General features: G+C 66.3%; 15 protein-coding genes, 1 tRNA gene and 2 pseudogenes. 7 read left to right on the top strand and 11 right to left on the bottom strand.

The features are described from left to right. Positions 1–85: 85 nt before the first annotated feature. Both rfbC and rfbA read right to left on the bottom strand, forming a co-directional pair. Positions 86–667, bottom strand: a complete 582-nt coding sequence (gene rfbC / locus TVH25_RS10340; RefSeq protein WP_422424056.1) for a dTDP-4-dehydrorhamnose 3,5-epimerase — start codon at positions 665–667, stop codon at positions 86–88. Positions 668–670: 3 nt separating this feature from the next. Beyond that, on the bottom strand, positions 671–1,546 hold the full coding sequence (gene rfbA, locus TVH25_RS10335; protein WP_296550617.1) for a glucose-1-phosphate thymidylyltransferase RfbA: 876 nt from the start codon (positions 1,544–1,546) through the stop codon (positions 671–673). Positions 1,547–1,605: 59 nt separating this feature from the next. Between rfbA and rfbB the strand changes: the two genes are divergently transcribed. The 3 genes from rfbB to TVH25_RS10320 all read left to right on the top strand — a co-directional run bounded on the left by rfbB (position 1,606) and on the right by TVH25_RS10320 (position 6,190). Continuing rightward, positions 1,606–2,613, top strand: a complete 1,008-nt coding sequence (gene rfbB / locus TVH25_RS10330) for a dTDP-glucose 4,6-dehydratase (RefSeq protein WP_169620761.1) — start codon at positions 1,606–1,608, stop codon at positions 2,611–2,613. A gap of 142 nt (positions 2,614–2,755) precedes the next feature. Then, complete coding sequence (locus tag TVH25_RS10325) at positions 2,756–4,660, top strand: glycosyltransferase (RefSeq protein ID WP_422424055.1); 1,905 nt, start codon at positions 2,756–2,758, stop codon at positions 4,658–4,660. Positions 4,661–4,663: 3 nt separating this feature from the next. Beyond that, on the top strand, positions 4,664–6,190 hold the full coding sequence (locus TVH25_RS10320; protein WP_422424054.1) for a glycosyltransferase family 39 protein: 1,527 nt from the start codon (positions 4,664–4,666) through the stop codon (positions 6,188–6,190). Here TVH25_RS10320 and TVH25_RS10315 read toward each other — a convergent pair. Continuing rightward, positions 6,178–7,023, bottom strand: coding sequence for an ABC transporter permease (locus TVH25_RS10315; protein ID WP_169620758.1), 846 nt, complete (start codon positions 7,021–7,023; stop codon positions 6,178–6,180). The genes TVH25_RS10320 and TVH25_RS10315 overlap by 13 nt on opposite strands. Before the next feature lie 148 nt (positions 7,024–7,171). Between TVH25_RS10315 and TVH25_RS10310 the strand changes: the two genes are divergently transcribed. Next, the gene (locus TVH25_RS10310; RefSeq protein WP_422424053.1) at positions 7,172–7,753 is read left to right on the top strand and encodes a hypothetical protein; all 582 of its coding nucleotides are present in this window, start codon (positions 7,172–7,174) and stop codon (positions 7,751–7,753) included. 82 nt (positions 7,754–7,835) lie between these two features. Here TVH25_RS10310 and TVH25_RS10305 read toward each other — a convergent pair whose 3' ends face one another. The 4 genes and pseudogenes from TVH25_RS10305 to TVH25_RS10290 form a co-directional block, all read right to left on the bottom strand. Next, positions 7,836–9,617, bottom strand: coding sequence for an AMP-dependent synthetase/ligase (locus TVH25_RS10305; protein WP_422424052.1), 1,782 nt, complete (start codon positions 9,615–9,617; stop codon positions 7,836–7,838). Positions 9,618–9,704: 87 nt separating this feature from the next. Beyond that, complete coding sequence (locus TVH25_RS10300; RefSeq protein WP_422424051.1) at positions 9,705–10,601, bottom strand: glycosyltransferase; 897 nt, start codon at positions 10,599–10,601, stop codon at positions 9,705–9,707. Continuing rightward, a complete protein-coding gene (locus TVH25_RS10295; protein ID WP_169621053.1) occupies positions 10,594–11,454 on the bottom strand; it encodes an ABC transporter ATP-binding protein in 861 nt (286 codons plus the stop codon). Before TVH25_RS10295 ends, TVH25_RS10300 begins: the two co-directional genes overlap by 8 nt. A 44-nt stretch (positions 11,455–11,498) precedes the next feature. Further along, a pseudogene (locus tag TVH25_RS10290) lies at positions 11,499–11,714 on the bottom strand (proteasome activator); the annotation flags it as partial. Between TVH25_RS10290 and TVH25_RS10285 the strand changes: the two are divergent. After that, positions 11,688–12,644: pseudogene (locus tag TVH25_RS10285) on the top strand (aminotransferase class V-fold PLP-dependent enzyme); the annotation flags it as partial. The pseudogenes TVH25_RS10290 and TVH25_RS10285 sit on opposite strands and share 27 nt — an antisense overlap. 4 nt (positions 12,645–12,648) lie before the next feature. Here the strand turns inward: TVH25_RS10285 and TVH25_RS10280 are convergent. Beyond that, the gene (locus TVH25_RS10280; protein WP_422424050.1) at positions 12,649–13,635 is read right to left on the bottom strand and encodes an NAD(P)H-quinone oxidoreductase; all 987 of its coding nucleotides are present in this window, start codon (positions 13,633–13,635) and stop codon (positions 12,649–12,651) included. Positions 13,636–13,808: 173 nt separating this feature from the next. Here TVH25_RS10280 and TVH25_RS10275 point away from each other — a divergent pair, with 173 nt between their 5' ends. Next, positions 13,809–14,213 (top strand): MarR family winged helix-turn-helix transcriptional regulator, encoded by a 405-nt coding sequence (locus TVH25_RS10275; RefSeq protein ID WP_169652343.1) that lies wholly within the window; start codon positions 13,809–13,811, stop codon positions 14,211–14,213. 27 nt (positions 14,214–14,240) lie between these two features. Then, positions 14,241–14,325, top strand: a tRNA-Ser gene (locus TVH25_RS10270). Between the two features lie 66 nt (positions 14,326–14,391). Here TVH25_RS10270 and TVH25_RS10265 read toward each other — a convergent pair. Genes TVH25_RS10265 through TVH25_RS10255 form a run of 3 tightly spaced genes read right to left on the bottom strand, consistent with a single transcriptional unit; the run spans position 14,392 to position 16,055 of the window. Continuing rightward, complete coding sequence (locus tag TVH25_RS10265) at positions 14,392–15,138, bottom strand: ABC transporter permease (protein ID WP_422424049.1); 747 nt, start codon at positions 15,136–15,138, stop codon at positions 14,392–14,394. 1 nt (position 15,139) lies between these two features. Next, a complete protein-coding gene (locus TVH25_RS10260; RefSeq protein ID WP_422424048.1) occupies positions 15,140–15,358 on the bottom strand; it encodes a hypothetical protein in 219 nt (72 codons plus the stop codon). 40 nt (positions 15,359–15,398) lie between these two features. Beyond that, positions 15,399–16,055, bottom strand: a complete 657-nt coding sequence (locus TVH25_RS10255; RefSeq protein ID WP_422424046.1) for an ABC transporter ATP-binding protein — start codon at positions 16,053–16,055, stop codon at positions 15,399–15,401. Positions 16,056–16,112: the final 57 nt, after the last annotated feature.

The raw sequence follows: 16,112 nt of genomic DNA, 5'->3' as shown, positions 1-16,112 counted from the left end.
GGGGGGGGGGGGGGGGGGGCGCCCGCCCCCCCGGGGTGTGGGGGGCCGGGGCGGGGGGGGGGGGGCCCGCCCCCCACCCAGGTTTTCAGAACTCAGGGAGCAGACCGGCAGAGTGCGCGTCGGCAAGCGTGGGGGCGGCGCGGTCCTTGGCCGACAGCTCGTACTCGAGCGGCGCGCCGTCCCTGCCCACGGCCGGCCAGTCGATACCGATCGCCGGGTCGAGCGGGTGCACCTCGTGTTCCCGCTCCGGGGTATACGGCGTCGAGCACAGGTACACCACGGTCGAGTTGTCTTCCAGGGCAAGAAAACCGTGTCCCAATCCCTCGGACAGGAAGATCGCCCGACGGTCGGTCGTGTCGAGCAGTACCGAATCCCACTGCCCGAATGTCGGCGACCCGACACGCAGGTCCACCACGACATCGAGCACCGAACCCGAGACGCACGTGACGTACTTCGCTTGTCCCGGTGGCACATCCGCGTAGTGGATACCCCTCAACACCCCGGCCGCCGAGACCGAGCAGTTCGCCTGCGCCAACTCCAGCGACCGCCCGGTCGCCTCACGGAAGGTGGACTGCTTGAACCATTCGAGGAACAGTCCCCGTTCGTCACCGAATGTGGCCGGCGTGATCTCCCACGCCCCGGCAATCTTCAGTTCGCGATACTGCATCCCCTAGAAATCCCTTCCTCGTTCGAGCAGGTCGAGCAGATATCTCCCGTACCCGGATTTCGCCAAGGGCTCGGCCAGGGCACGTAATTCGTCGTCGGTGACGAATCCGCGCCGCCACGCCACTTCTTCGGGAGCGCCGATCTTCAGACCCTGCCGTTGTTCGATCGTGCGAACGTAGTTCGACGCGTCGAGCAGCGAATCGAACGTGCCGGTGTCGAGCCACGCCGTACCGCGCGGCAGCACCTCGACCTGCAACTTCCCGGCCTCGAGATACGTGCGGTTGACGTCGGTGATCTCGTATTCCCCGCGCGCGGACGGTCTCAGCCCGCGCGCGATCTCGACGACGTCGTTGTCGTAGAAGTACAGTCCCGGCACCGCGTACGGCGACTTCGGGTCGACGGGTTTCTCCTCGAGCGACAGCGCGCGACCCGCGGAATCGAACTCGATCACCCCGTAGGCGGAGGGATCGGACACCCGGTAGGCGAACACCGCGCCTCCGTCGATGTCGGCGAACCGGATGAGCTGGCTGCCCAGGCCCGGGCCGTAGAAAATGTTGTCCCCCAGGACCAATGCCACCGATTCGGTACCGATGTGATCGGCGCCGAGCACGAAGGCCTGCGCCAGACCGTCCGGGTGTTCCTGCACGGCGTAGGTCAGCTCGATCCCGAACCGCGACCCGTCGCCGAGCAGTCGCCGGAACTGGTCGAGGTCGTGTGGAGTGGTGATGACGAGGATCTCCCGGATGCCCGCCAGCATCAGCGTCGAGAGGGGGTAGTAGATCATCGGCTTGTCGTAGACGGGCGTGAGCTGCTTGCTGATGCCCAAGGTGATGGGATGCAGTCGCGAACCGGTCCCACCGGCCAGGATGATTCCGCGCATGCGGGCAAGTGTTCCACGTCCGCGGAGATGCCAGGCAGATGTCGGTAGGGTTTGGCGTCATGAGGCTGCTCGTCACCGGCGGCGCCGGATTCATCGGCGCGAACTTCGTGCACCGGACTGTCGCCGACCGCCCGGACGTCGACGTGACGGTCCTGGACAAACTCACCTACGCCGGCAACCGGGCGTCACTCGACCCCGTGGCCGGGAAGATCACCTTCGTGCACGGCGACATCGCCGATCCCGAACTCGTCGACCGTCTCGTCGCGAACGCCGACCTGGTGGTGCACTTCGCCGCCGAGTCGCACAACGACAACTCGCTGGCCGACCCGACCCCGTTCGTGCACACCAACCTCGTCGGCACGTTCACGCTGCTCGAAGCCGTGCGCCGATACGACGTGCGTTATCACCACATCTCCACCGACGAGGTCTACGGCGATCTCGCGCTCGACGACCCGGCGAAGTTCACCGAGGCAACCCCCTACAACCCGTCGAGCCCGTATTCGTCGACCAAGGCCGGCTCCGACCTGCTGGTGCGCGCGTGGGTGCGCTCGTTCGGCTTGCGGGCGACGATCTCGAACTGCTCGAACAACTACGGGCCGTATCAGCATGTGGAGAAGTTCATTCCGCGGCAGATCACCAATGTCCTGACCGGGGTGCGGCCGAAGCTGTACGGCAGCGGTGCCAACGTGCGCGACTGGATTCACGTCGACGACCACAACAGTGCGGTGTGGACGGTCATCGACAAGGGCCGGATCGGGGAGACGTATCTGATCGGGGCGGACGGCGAAACCGACAACCGCACGGTCGTCGAGACCGTGCTCGAACTGTGCGGCATGGACCCAGAGGCGTTCGATTTCGTCACCGACCGGCCGGGGCACGACCTGCGCTATGCGATCGATGCGACGCGGTTGCGCACGGAGTTGGGGTGGGAGCCGCAGTACCGCGATTTCCGCTCGGGCCTGGCGGCGACGATCGAGTGGTACCGCAGCCACGAGACGTGGTGGATGCCACAGAAAACCGCCACCGAAGCCGCGTACGAACGCAGCGAACGAATCCTCGGTGGTTGAGCGACCTGCGGTTCTTGCATATTCCGGCAAACAGTGTGATCACGACGAAACGCGCTACCTCCGCCCGCATGCCGTAGAGACAGCTATTTGCGCTGCTACTGTCGCATCCGTAACAGGATCGACCACAGCGGGGAGTAGCTCGATGGAGCAGGCAACTGCCGGCGACACGACAGCGATCGACAGCAACGCGGACGCACTGGACAGCGCCCTCACCGAACCCGTACGACGGGATCGGTTGATTGCGCAGCGCGGCGTCTTTGCGGCGCTGTCGCCTCGGGTGCCCGGAAAGATGTACGTCGTCACAAAGGGTGACGCCGCGGCCGACCGTTACGGTCTCCAGCTGGCCGACGGCGCGAGCGCCCACACCAACACGTATTTCGGCAGGTTCCCCGCCAGTTTCTGGCAGCGCTGGACCGACGTGAAGACGGTGAACCTGCAACTGACGTACGGCTGCTCGGGTAGCGCACGATTCGTCGTCCACGCCTCCGACGCCAAGGGCCGTGAACGGATCGTCTCGGTCGAGACGGTGTCCGGATCGGGAGAACTCGACCTCGAGGTGCCGATCGAGCGGTTCGTCGACGGCGGCGCGATCTGGTTCGCCGCCGAGGCCAGCAACGGCTCACTGCTCGTCTCCGACGCCCGCTGGACGGTTGCGGCGCCCGAACACCTGCGTCCGGCCGCGGTCGTGATCTGCACGTTCAATCGCGCGGACGACTGCACCGTGACCGTCGGCACTCTCGCCTCCGACGACGGGGCGATGGCCGACATCGACGCGGTGTGCATCGTGGACCAGGGCACCGACCAGGTGCGGTCGCGTCCCGCGTTCGGTGAGGTCGCCGAGAAACTCGGCGACAAGCTCATCTACCTGACTCAGCCCAATCTCGGCGGCGCCGGCGGTTTCTCCCGGGGCATGTACGAGATCACCGGGTCACCCAACTCGGCGCACGCCAACGTCATCGTCATGGACGACGACATCCTGTGCGAGCCGGAGTCGGTGCTGCGCCTGAACGCGTTCGCGAACATGACGGTGCAGCCGACGATCGTCGGTGCCCAGATGCTGTCCCTGAGCAACCCACAGGTCCTCCACGTCAGCGCCGAACGCGAGGTGCTCGACGAGATCAAAGCCGGTGAGCTGACCCCGGGCGCCAAGATGGGCGTCGACCTGATCAAGAAGAAGCAGGATCCGCGGTTCGACGCCGGCTGGAACGGCTGGTGGACGTGTCTGCTCCCCGCCGAGATCATCGCCGACTGCGGGCTGCCGATTCCGTTGTTCTTCCAGTGGGACGACATCGAGTACGGCATCCGCGCGCGTTTCGCCGGGCACCCCACGGTCACGCTGCCGAACGCGGGCGTGTGGCACGCCGACTTCTACCTCAAGGACTACGACGACTGGGCGCGCTACTTCAGCATCCGCAACGGTCTCGTCGTCTCGGCGATCTACGGGCGTTTCGACGGACCCGACATCTCCAAGTACCTGTTCCGCAAGATCGGCGAACTCATCGTTTCGATGCAGTACGGTCTGGCCGCCACGTTCATCAAGGCGGCGGAGGACTTCCTCGCCGGCCCCGATTTCCTGTACGACGGTGGTCAGTCGGTCCTGAAGGAACTGCGCGAACTGCGCGACCGCTACCCGGAGACCAAGCCGCTGCCCGCGTCGCAGGTGGGTAAGGAATCCGATCCTCATACGCAGATGTCGGTGTGGGACTTCGAGCCCGACAAGAAGCGTGAGGGGCTCGTGCTCCTCAAGCGCGCGGTGCAGCAGCTCGCGGGCAAGGTGGACCGTCGTCCCGTCACCGTTCCCGCGGATTACGCGGACTGGTGGCACGTCTCGCTGTTCGACGGCGCCGTGGTCACCGACGCGTCGCAGAACGCGGTGCGGGTGCGTCGCCGCGACAAGGACACCGCGCTGGATCTCACCAAGCGGGCCGCGAAGGTGTGCTGGCAGCTCCGCAAGGAAGCTCCCCGAATGAAGACGGTGTGGCAGGAAGCGATGCCGAAGCTCACGAGCCGCGAGAACTGGGCGCGGCTGTACGGCATCGACGACTGACCGATGAGGGCTTGGCCGCTCCCTCTGCTGTTCGGGGGAGTGACCGTGCTCGTCGGCGCCGCTTTTTCCTGGGTTCCGTCGTTCTGGTGGGACGAGGCAGCAACGATCTCGGCCGCTGATCGGCCCTTCGGTGATCTGCTCGAGCTGCTCGCCGATTGGGACGCCGTCCACGGCCTGTACTACATCCTGATGCACGGCTGGTTCGCGCTTGTGGGCACCGGTGAATTCACCGCGCGGCTGCCCGGCGTGCTCGCCCTCGGTGTCGGGGCCGCAGCCGTCACCGCGACCGCGCAGATGCTGGCGGGACGGCGTGCCGCGGTGGCGGCCGGGGTGCTGTTCGCGATCCTTCCGCGGGTGACGTGGGCGGCCACCGAAGCTCGCTCCTACGCGTTCGCCGTCGGCTGCGCGGCAGTGTTGTCGCTGGTCCTCGTGCTGGCGCTGCGGACCCACCGGGCACGCTGGTGGATGCTGTACGCGATCGTGGCGGCACTCGCGACGATGTTCTTCGTCTACTCCGCGACTCTCCTGGTCGCACACGCGGTGACGATGTGGGCGCTCACGCGCGGCCTCGACTCTCGTCGACGCGACCGGGCCGGTTTCGTGCTCGCCGCCACCGCGGGAGTCGCGCTGTCGCTGCCCTTCCTCGTGCTGGCTTATTCGCAGGTGCGGCAGGTGTCGTGGATCCCGGAACTCGACGAGACGGTCATCAGCACGATCCTCGTCGAGCAGTGGTTCCCGGGGGCGCCGTGGGCGGTGCTGGTGTGCTGGACCGTCGCGCTGGTGGGGACGGTCGTTGCAGCAGTGCGGGGCGTCGAACCGGGCGAGCGGACATTGCTGTGGCTCGCGCTGCCGGGCTTTCTCGTGCCCATGGCGCTGTTGCTGGCGTATTCGGTACTGGCGAGCAACATGTACCTGGACCGGTATCTCGCCTTCACGGTGCCCGCGGTCACGCTGTACCTGGGGTGGGCGGTCAGCCGCGTCGCGACGCGATGGTGGTCGCTGCTCGCAGTGCTCGTCGCGGTGGCGCTCGCGGTGGCACCCGCCTACCTGACGCAACGACAGCCGTTCGGCAAGGCGGGCGGCATGGACTACAGCGTGGTCGCGGATCGGCTGGAGGAGGCGTCCCGGCCGGGCGACTGCGTGGCGTTCGAGCCGAAGGTGTCGTGGCAGCCGACGTCGCCGCGGGCGGTCGCCGACGCTCGCCCCGACGCGTTCGAGGATCTCGTGGACGTGGGGCTGGATGAGACCGCTGCCGATCGGGTGAGCTTGTGGTCGAGCGACGTAGCGCCCCCGGTGCTGGCCGAGCGGGCGGCCGCCCAGTGCACGAGGTTGTGGGTGATCGCGGACCGGGACCGCGGCACGGCGTTCACGGTGTGGCATCCGAACGACGTGTGGTGGCGGTTCGACCGCTACCGGTTCACCGACACCGAGACCTACCGGGCGCTGTCCGAAGCCGGGTTCACGATCACCGACCAGGAATTCGTCAACCGGTTACAGCTGATCGAACTCGAGCCGGCTCAGACCCAGTAGGCGACGCGCGACCGGTAGTTGCGCATGGTGACCAGGGCGAGTCCCCACCCGAGCACCGTGATGATCAGCACGATCACCCAGTGGTAGAGCTGCTGGTCGCCGCCGAGGAGAGGCGTCCGCACGATGTCGAGGAAGTGGTACAGCGGGTTGATCTCCGCGATCCGCGCCCGGTCTTCGTTGCCGGTGCCCGCGAGGGATTTCTCCGTCCAGATGATCGGCGTCATGAAGAACAGCAACTGCACGAGGCTGCCGAGCAGCGGTGCGATGTCGCGGTAGCGGGTGGAGAGGATGCCGAAGACGAGCGAGATCCATACCGCGTTGATCGCGATCAGTGCGAGGGCCGGGATCGCGGCGAGCGCAGTCCAGCTCAGGTGCTGCGGGAAGACGATGAAGATGCCGATGTAGATGACGATGTTGTGTGCGAACAAGATCATCTGACGCCACACGAGGCGGTAGACGTGCACGCTCAGCGGGGTCGGGAGCTGCTTGATCAGTCCCTCGTTGGACATGAAGACGTCCGCACCCTCGATGATCGACCCCTGGATCAGGTTCCAGATGATGAAGCCGAGCGCGACGTACGGCAGGAACTCCGCGATGTCGAGGTTGAACAGCGTGCCGTACAGCAGACCCATGGCGATCGTCGAGACGCCGGTCGCGATGGTGATCCAGAACGGCCCGAGGACGGACCGGCGGTAGCGCTGCTTGATGTCCTGCCAGCCGAGCAGCAGCCACAACTCGCGATGGTTGAAGCCGTCGCGCAGATCCTGGAACGCGCGCCGGAACGTCCGAGAAGACTTTCCCAGCGGTTCGTCGACATGGGTGGGTGCAGACACAAGGCCCGAGCCTACCCGCGCGGAAATCCGCCCCGACCATGTGTGGGCCGGATTCGTCGTTCGGGTCTCCTGCCGGCGCGAGCGTGCCGTGCCTCACGACGTGGGGAACTCGTAGGCTCGACACGGATCGTTTCGTACGAGCAGGAGAATGATGGCAACGAACCCGGCAGCATCGAAAGAGAACTTCGAGGAGCTTCGGCGCGACGAGGACCTGTACGAGATGTCCCTCGACCTGCTCGCCTATTACCTGGACACCGCGTTCGAGGATGCGGCAGCCGGCGAGGTCGAGCGATGGACGGTGAGTTGCCTTCCCGGTTCCGGCGACGCCACGCCGCTGTTCTCGCTGGCTGTCGGATCGACCGAAGTCCTCCGGCTCGACAAACCCACAGCGGGCGCCGACGGATCGGTGACCTGCCTCGCGTCCGTCGCCGTCTCACGTTCGGCACTCGAGGACGAAGCAGGTACGTCGCTCGGCGCCGTGAAAAAAGCTCTTCCCGCCGTGCGCTTCCTTCCCGACGAGTCCGACGCATCGGACGCCGTCGTCGTGGTGGTGGACCTGTTCGACGACTCGTCTCTCGGTGCATTCGAAGAACTCTCCGGAAGCGGCCGCCCGATTCGCCGGCTGGCGGACCAACTCGAGGGGATGGAATCGGACGACCACCACAACACGTGGCTCGCCCGGGCCGCCCTCGACCGCATCGCGAGTGCCCCGGCCGACGAGGCAGTCTGACCTTCAGATGGAATCCACGCGCTGAACGGGGATCAGCGCGCGAAACTACACGCGTCGATCCCCGTCCACCGCGCCGATCACGTCACGCGGTCACGTACAGCGCGTCGATCTCCGCCGCATATTTGGCGTCGATCGGCTTGCGCTTGAGCTTCATCGTGGGCGTCAGTTCGTCGCCCGACGGCTCCCACACCGTCGACAGCACGGTGTACTTCTTGATCTGCTCGACACGCGACAGTTTGGTGTTCGCCTCTTTCACCGACTGCTCGATCTCGGCGAGGACGGCGGGGTGCTGCGCGAGTTCTTCGTGCGACCCGCTGAGCCCGTGCTGCTCCGCGAAGAGGGGGAGTGCGTCGGGATCGAGGGCGAGCAGCGCGACGATGTACGGCCGATCGTTGCCGATGACGACGGCGCCGCCGAGCATCGGGCACGCGGCCCGCAGCGCGCCTTCGATATTGGTGGGGGACATGTTCTTGCCCGCCGCGTTGACGATGAGTTCCTTCTTGCGGTCGATGAGCGTCACGTAACCGTCTTCGTCGATCCGAGCGATGTCGCCGGTGTGCAGCCAGCCGTCGGGATCGACGGCTTCCGCGGTCTTGACCGGGTCGTTGCGGTATCCCCGCATGATGAGCGGGCCGCGGACAAGGAGCTCTCCGTCGTCGGCGGTCTTGATCTCGACGCCGGGGACGGCTTGGCCGACGGTGCCGATCCGGATTTTTCCGGGCCGGTTCATGGTCACCACGCAGGATGTCTCCGACATACCCCACACTTCGGAACACGGGATGCCGAGCGCCAGCACGAACTCGAGTACTTCGGGTGAGATCGCGGCGGCGCCCGTCACAGCAGCGCGTACCTGGTCGAGACCGAGTTTCTTGCGTACGGCCGACAGCACCAGTTTGTCGGCGAGCGCGTGCTGCAACTCGAGGGCCTTCGGCACAGGCTTGCCCTCGGACTGCAATCGAGCGACCTTCCGCCCCACCTCGATCGCCCAGAACGCGAGCCTCTTCTTCACCGGGCTGGATTCTTCGGCGAGGGTCTTGTCGATTGCTGCCTTCACCTTGTACCAGACCTGCGGGACCGCACCGAACAGCGTCGGTCGCACGCTCGGCAGCACCGCGATGGCCTTCTTGAGGTCGTCGAGCGTGGTGATCTGCATGCCGCTGTAGATGCTCGAGTAGTGCGAGCCCCAGCGGTTCGCGATGTGCGCGTCGGGCAGGTACGACACGATGCGGTCGTCGGGTCCGGTGGGCAGGAAAGTCGTGGTGGCAGCGAGTTCGGCGAGAAGGTTGGCGTGGGTGAGTTCCACGCCCTTCGGCGGCCCGGTGGTGCCCGAGGTGTAGATGAGCGTGAGCAGGTCGGAGGGCTGAACGGCCTTCCATGCGGCCTCGAAGTCGAACGACTCGTCGGCGGCGGCCTCGACGTCCTCGAGGGAGAGGGTGCCGTCGGGCTTCGCGTCTATACACACCAGGTGCTCGACCTTCGTCTCGCCGATCGCCTGTTGCAGCACGGGAACGAACTGCTCCTCGCAGATCATCACCCGGTTGCCGGCGTTGCCGAGCACGTAGGTGATCTGCTCGGCGGTCAGCGAGTTGTAGATCGAGAACGGTACCGCGCCGAGATGGAAGGCAGCGGTGTCGACGAGATGGAATTCCGGGCGGTTCGTCAGCATGATGCCGACGGTGTCGCCGTGCCGGACGCCGAGACCGGCGAGACCGGCGGCCAGGGCGCGGACCTTCTCCGAGTACTCCCGCCACGTGTAGTGAACGGAATCGTCCGGAGTTCGCAGCGCGACGTGGTCGGGATACGCGGCGGCGGTGGATTGAAAAGCTTCGCAGAGTGTTGACGGTGAGTCGAGACGAGATGTCATCGCAGGCTCCCAGAGACGGTGGCGGCAAGTGTAGGTCGAGCTGCCACCGCCTGTGAGCGGAATTGCGGGATACCTTGCGGGGGAGGATTACTGGTGGGGTCGCTCGAACTTCTCTTCGCGCCCGAGCTTGCGCAACCGCATCCACTCACGCAGGCCCGCCGGGTCGCGGCGCGTCACCAGGAAGTACCACCCGAAACGAATCCACTCCTGCGGCAACAGCTTCCGGAGTCCGGGCTGTGACAGCAGGTAACCCCTGTTGCGGTAGGTGAAGTACCGCTTGGTCTCGTTGTCGGGATACTGGGTGTGCATCCGGCCACCGAGGATCGGCTTGAATTCGTCGGCTCCGTCGGGATGCAGGTACGCGGTCTGCAGGCAGGTGCCGAACGGCAGGCCCGAGCGCACGAGACGCCGGTGCACCTCCACCTCGTCGCCGCGTACGAACAGCCGCAGATCGGGAACGCCCACGGCGTCGATCGCGGCGGCGGTGAACAGCGCGCCATTGAACAGCGACGCGATACCGGGAAGCAGATCTTCGTCGCCGAGTTCGTGACGCCAGCGCCGCCATACGACCCCGCGACGCAACGGGAACGCCAGGCGGTCGGGTTCGGCGATGTCGCACACTACCGGCGACACTTCGGCCAGGCCGTTGCGTTGCGCGCACTCGAGGAGTGTCGCGAGCACCTCGGGTCCTTCGGGGCGACCGTCGTCGTCCGCGAGCCAGACCCGGTCGGCCCCGAGCGACAGTGCGTACAGAATGCCCAGCGCAAAACCGCCCGCACCGCCGAGGTTGTGTTGGGAGCCCAGATAGGTCGTGGGCACGTCGGCGCCTTCGACGAGTTCGCGCACGGCGTCCTCGTCGGCGTTGTCGACCACGACGAGATGGTCGAGCGGGCGGGTCTGGGTGGACAGCACCTTCAGCGACTCGGCGAGCAGTTCCCGGCGCCGATGGGTGACGACGACCCCGATGATGCGTTCGTCAGACACTCTTGGTGCCTGACGTGGCCGTCGCGTCGGCGCCGTTGCGCAGGGCGCTGCGTTCACGTTCGAGTGCGAGGTCGTGCAGAACCGTGCGGACGTGGTCGCCGGCCTCGTCGCCTTCGTACGCCCGCACGACGTGCTCGATGTCGCCACGCTCACGGATCTGCCCGTGATCGATCCACATCGCCTGGTCGCACAGTTGCGCCAGGAACTCGTTCGAGTGGCTCGCGAAGACGAGGATGCCCGACCGCGCGACGAGGTCCTGCAACCGGACCCGCGCCTTCTTCATGAATTCCGCATCGACTGCGCCGATGCCTTCGTCGAGCAGCAGGATCTCCGGATCGATGCTGGTGACCACGCCGAGTGCGACGCGCACGCGCATGCCCGTCGAGTACGTGCGCAGCGGCATGTTGAGGTAGTCGCCGAGCTCGGTGAAGTCGGCGATCTCGTCGACCTTCTGGAGCATCTTCTTGCGGCTCATGCCCAGAAACATGCCGCGGATGATGATGTTCTCGTAGCCGGAGATCTCCGGGTCCATGCCGACACCGAGGTCGAACACGGGCGCCACCCGGCCGTTGACCTGTGCGAATCCGCGGGTGGGCTCGTAGATGCCGGACAGCAGGCGCAACAGCGTGGACTTGCCGGCACCGTTGTGGCCGACGAGTCCGACGCGGTCGCCTTCCTTCAGCGACATCGTGATGTCGCGCAAGGCCTCGACCACCACGACGTCCGAATTGTTCCGGCCGATCGAACCGCCCGCTTTACCGAGGAACGCCTTCTTCAGCGACCGCGTCTTGGCGTCGAAGATCGGGAAGTCGACGCACGCGTCGCGCGTTTCGATGCTGACACGGGTCACGATGTGGCTCCAGAGGCTGACACGGGTACCGAGGGTACCCCGCGCACCTACAGGTACTGCCCGGTGCCGGGGTGCCCGGGGCCGTGACCCGGCTGCTCGCCGCCGCGGGAGACCGCTCCGCCCAGCCCGGGTGGAAGCGCGCCCTGCCGCATCTGCTCGAGTTGTGCGCGGGCAGCCATCTGCTGGGCGAACAACGCCGTCTGGATGCCGTGGAACAACCCTTCCAGCCAGCCCACCAGCTGGGCCCGAGCCATTCGGTGCTCTTGGCGTGGCTCGCGGAAGCGCTCAGCTCCCGGCTCGGCCTGGGGACCGGAATGGTGCTCTCCCGCCTCGACGACGAAGCCAACATCGCACCGTGGTTGCGTGTCGCGAGCCGGTACGGCGCCCAGGTGCGCTGGGCCGAGATCGAGATCGACACCTGCGATCTGCCCACCTGGCAATACGAGGAACTCATCACGCCCACGACCCGGCTGGTCGCACTGACGGCGGCGTCGTCGATCGTCGGCTCGGCGCCCGACGTGCGCGTCGTCGCAGACCTCATCCACGACGTCGGCGGGCTCATGGTCGTCGACGCGGCCGCGGCGGCCCCGTACGCCCACATCGACATGGAGGATCTGGGAGCGGACATTCTCAGCATCGATGCCGCAGCATGGGGCGGACCACAAATCGGTGCTCTCGTCTTCCGCGATCCCTCTCACCTCGATCGCGTGCCCGCGATGTCGCTCGATCCGCATGCCCGCGGTCCCGAGCGGCTAGAGGTCGGCGGACACCAGTTCGGCCTGCTGGCCGGGCTGCCCGCGTCCATCGACTTCCTCGCCTCGCTGGACGACTCGGCGTCCGGCAGCCGCCGGAACCGCCTGGAGACGTCGATCAGCTCGATGCAGGACTATCAGGACGGCTTGTTCGACCGGCTGCTCAGGCAGCTCGACAGTCTCACCGGTGTCATGGTGCTGGGCAAGGCGCCCAGCCGGGTCCCCACCTTGAGTTTCACCGTCGAAGGCATACCTGCGGAGAAGGTCGCCGCACACCTGGCCGACCGGCGAATCGAGACGGTGGCGAGCACCCGCGGAACGAGCCGGTTGCTCGACTCCCTGGGAGTGAGCGACGAAGGCGGTGCCGTGAGCATCGGTCTCGCCCCGTACACCACCAGCTTCGACATCGACCAGCTCGTCCGCGAGCTACGCAACCTCTGACCGGTCAGGTCCGGGCGACCCGCAGCACCACCTTGCCGACAGTGTCGGGACTGTCGAGCATCTCGTGCGCCCGCGCAGCTTCTGTGATGGGCAACTCGGCGTGCACCACCGGCTGCACCTTCGCCTCCTCGATCAGCGGCCACAGGTGTTCACGCACCGCGGCGACAATTGCACTCTTACCCGACTTGCCGGTGTCCGGACGGCCGCGCAGGCCCGTCGCGATCACGTGTCCGCGCTTGGCGAGGAGCTTGCCGAAGTTCATCTCACCCTTGGTGCCACCCTGCATGCCGATGACGACGAGTCGTCCGTCCGGCGCGAGCACGTCGATGTTGCGGGACAGATACGCCGCACCCATGTTGTCGAGCACCACGTCGGCACCACCGAACGCGTTGCGCACCTCGGCCACGAAATCCTGGCTGCGGTAGTCGATTGCCAGATCGGCGCCGAGTTCCCGGCACCGCTCGAGCTTGCCGGCCGACGCGGTGACCGCGACCTTGGCACCGAGCGCCTTACCCACCTGGATCGCGTGCGTGCCGATACCCCCGCCACCACCGTGCACGAGCAGCACGTCGCCGCGTTCGAGTCCCGCGGTCATCACCACGTTCGACCACACCGTGCAGGCGATCTCCGGGAGCGACGCAGCCACGGCGATGTCCATACCGGCCGGCACGGGCAACAACTGGGCGGAGGGCACCACGACCTGCTCGGCGTAACCACCGCCGGTCAGGAGCGCACACACACGATCACCGATGTTCCATCCGCTGACACCCTCACCGAGTTCGGCTATGAGGCCGGAACATTCGAGTCCGAGGATTTCGCTGGCTCCGGGCGGCGGGGGGTAGAGCCCGCGGCGCTGCAGAAGGTCCGCACGATTGACGGCGGTCGCTGCGACATCGAGGAGGACCTGTCCGGGGCCGACCGTGGGATCGGGACACTCTGCCCACCGGAGAACTTCGGGACCACCGGGTTCGGTAACGACGATTGCGTGCATGACCCCGACGCTAGCGTGTGCGGCCCGCGGTGTGGTCATCCCATCTCGGCGCGCAGGTCGCTTCGCCGGGAGAACCTCCGCGCCCGAGTCCGCCTTAGACTTTCGGGGTGACGAGCGAACAGGACGAGCCGAACTGGTTGACCGCGGAAGAGCAGACCGCCTGGCGCAACTATATGGACGGCAACGCCCGCCTGATGGATGTGCTCAACCGAAACCTGCAGGAGCGACACGGATTGTCGTTGGCGGAGTACCGGATCCTGGTCCTGCTGTCCGAGTCCGAGCACGGCTCGCTGCGTATGAGTGAACTCGCCGACGGTGTCCTCTCGTCGCGCAGCCGTCTCACCCATCAGATCCGTCGCATGGAGGAACAGAATCTGGTCGTGCGCGGGTCGTGCCCCGAGGACGGTCGGGGGGTTCTCGCGTCGGTCACCGATGAAGGACGTCGGCGGCTCGCCGAAGCGGCCCCCACCCACGTCCGCGCCGTCCGCAACAACCTCATCGACCGGCTCTCCAAGAGCCAGGTCAAAGCACTCGCGCAGATCTTCGGCCGGATCGACGAAGCCCTCGCCGACCACTAGAGCACGGATGCGGTTAGGATTTGCGACGGAAGCGTGGCAGAGCGGCCGAATGCACTCGCCTTGAAAGCGAGCTTGGGTAAAACCAACGGGGGTTCAAATCCCTCCGCTTCCGCCGTGGGGAAAGGCCCTGATCTGGTGTAAGCCGCCAGTTCAGGGCCTTTTTGCGGTCGCTGACGAACTACCGTCCCTTATCCCAGCGGAACAGCACGGTGCTGAGAATGCCGAACACCACTGCCACACCGAGCAGCACCGCTACGGACACCCACGGCCACGGTCCTCCAGTCCACGAGGCCCTCACGAGTTCCGCTAGGTGGTACACAGGCCACAAGTTCATCACGGTGCGGACCCCGTCATTGAGCCCGTCAGCGGGGAAGAACGCGCCGGAACTCAACATGAGAACGATCATGAGTACGTTGCCGACGCCCGTCGCGGCGCCCACGCTCGGGTAGATCGAGGCGAGCGTGTAGCCGATCGCCAGCATCGCGACCAGGCCGAGCACCAGCGCCAGTATCACCATCACCAGGTGATCGGGTGGCTCGACGCCGAACACCACGAGACCGACCACCAGGGTGAGCAGCGAACCGACGATTCCGAGGACGAAGTGGACGGTGAGATCGGCGGCGACATAGGTGCGTGGTCGTAGCGGCGTCACGCGTAGCCGGGTGAGGGCTCCGCTAGCACGGAGGATGAGCTGGTTCTGCGGGACCGACACGACACCGACGATCAGAATCGAGATCACCGCGAGCCCGGGGAGCATGCTGTCGACGAAGCCGCGCATCCCGAATTCCGGCGCGGGCTCGTTGCCGAAGACGAGACCGAGGATGAGCAACACCACGGGAGAGAAGACAAGGAGGAAGAAGAACCCGACCGGTTCCCTGAGCTGGGACTTGAAGAACGCCGTCGTCAAACTGCCGTAGCCACGCATGTCACTCGCCCTCTCGCATCGTTCGCCCGGTCAGTGCGAGAAAGACGTCCTCGAAGGTCGCCTCCTGTATCGACATGTCTGTGACCACCACCCCTTGGGCGGAGAGATCGGCCATCACCCGGGCGGCGAACTGACCCGTTCCGGTGACGAAGAGGTGGTCGCGGTCGTGGCCGACGGAGCTGACCCCGTCGATATCGAGGAGAGCGCCCTCGTCCACCACGCCGTCGGCACGGAGCAGGAGCCGGGAGCCGCCCGCGTGCTCAGCGATGAGGTCGGAAGGTGCCCCCTCCGCGATGATCCGTCCTGCGTCGATGATCGCGATCCGGTCGCAGAGCGCCTGGGCCTCCTCCATCGAGTGGGTGGTCAGCACGATGGTGCGGCCCCCGGCGTGCGAGGTTCCGCAGGATGTCCCAGATCGCGTGGCGGGCGCGGGGATCCACGGCCGAGGTCAGTTCGTCGAAGAAGAGCAGCTCTGGATCGTGGAGCAGGGCGAGGGCGATGAACACCCGCTGCCGCTGGCCTCCGGAGAGCTTCTCGACGCGGGAGGTCGCCTTGTCCGTCAACCCCAGTTCGCCGAGAACCTCGTCCACGTCCCGCGCGTGCGGGTAAAAGGACGCGAAGGTGCTCAGCGCCTCCCGCACGGTGAGCCGCGGAATGAGCGTCGCCTCCTGCAGTTGGGTTCCCATGCGCGGCGCGAGCAGACTCCAGTCCCGGATGGGATCCAGTCCGAGGACGCTGACCTCACCGGCGGTCGGCCGATCGATCCCCTGCAACAGGTTGAGCAGGGTGGTCTTCCCGGAGCCGTTCGGTCCGAGTAGGCCGAAGATCTGATGTTCGTCGATCGTGAGGTCCACTCCGTCGACGGCGTGCACGTCCCCGAAATTTCTGCGGACCTCGTGACAGATGATGGCGGGCATCAATCATTCTCTGGCGGGTCCGAGGGCAACGAGACCCCTCCCATGAGGTCGGCGAGT

Origin of the sequence: Rhodococcus sp. 7Tela_A2, assembly GCF_049311045.1 — a bacterium.
GTDB lineage: Bacteria > Actinomycetota > Actinomycetes > Mycobacteriales > Mycobacteriaceae > Rhodococcus.
Note: the sequence above shows the minus strand (reverse complement) of the source record. Positions and strands in the feature narration are given on the sequence as shown.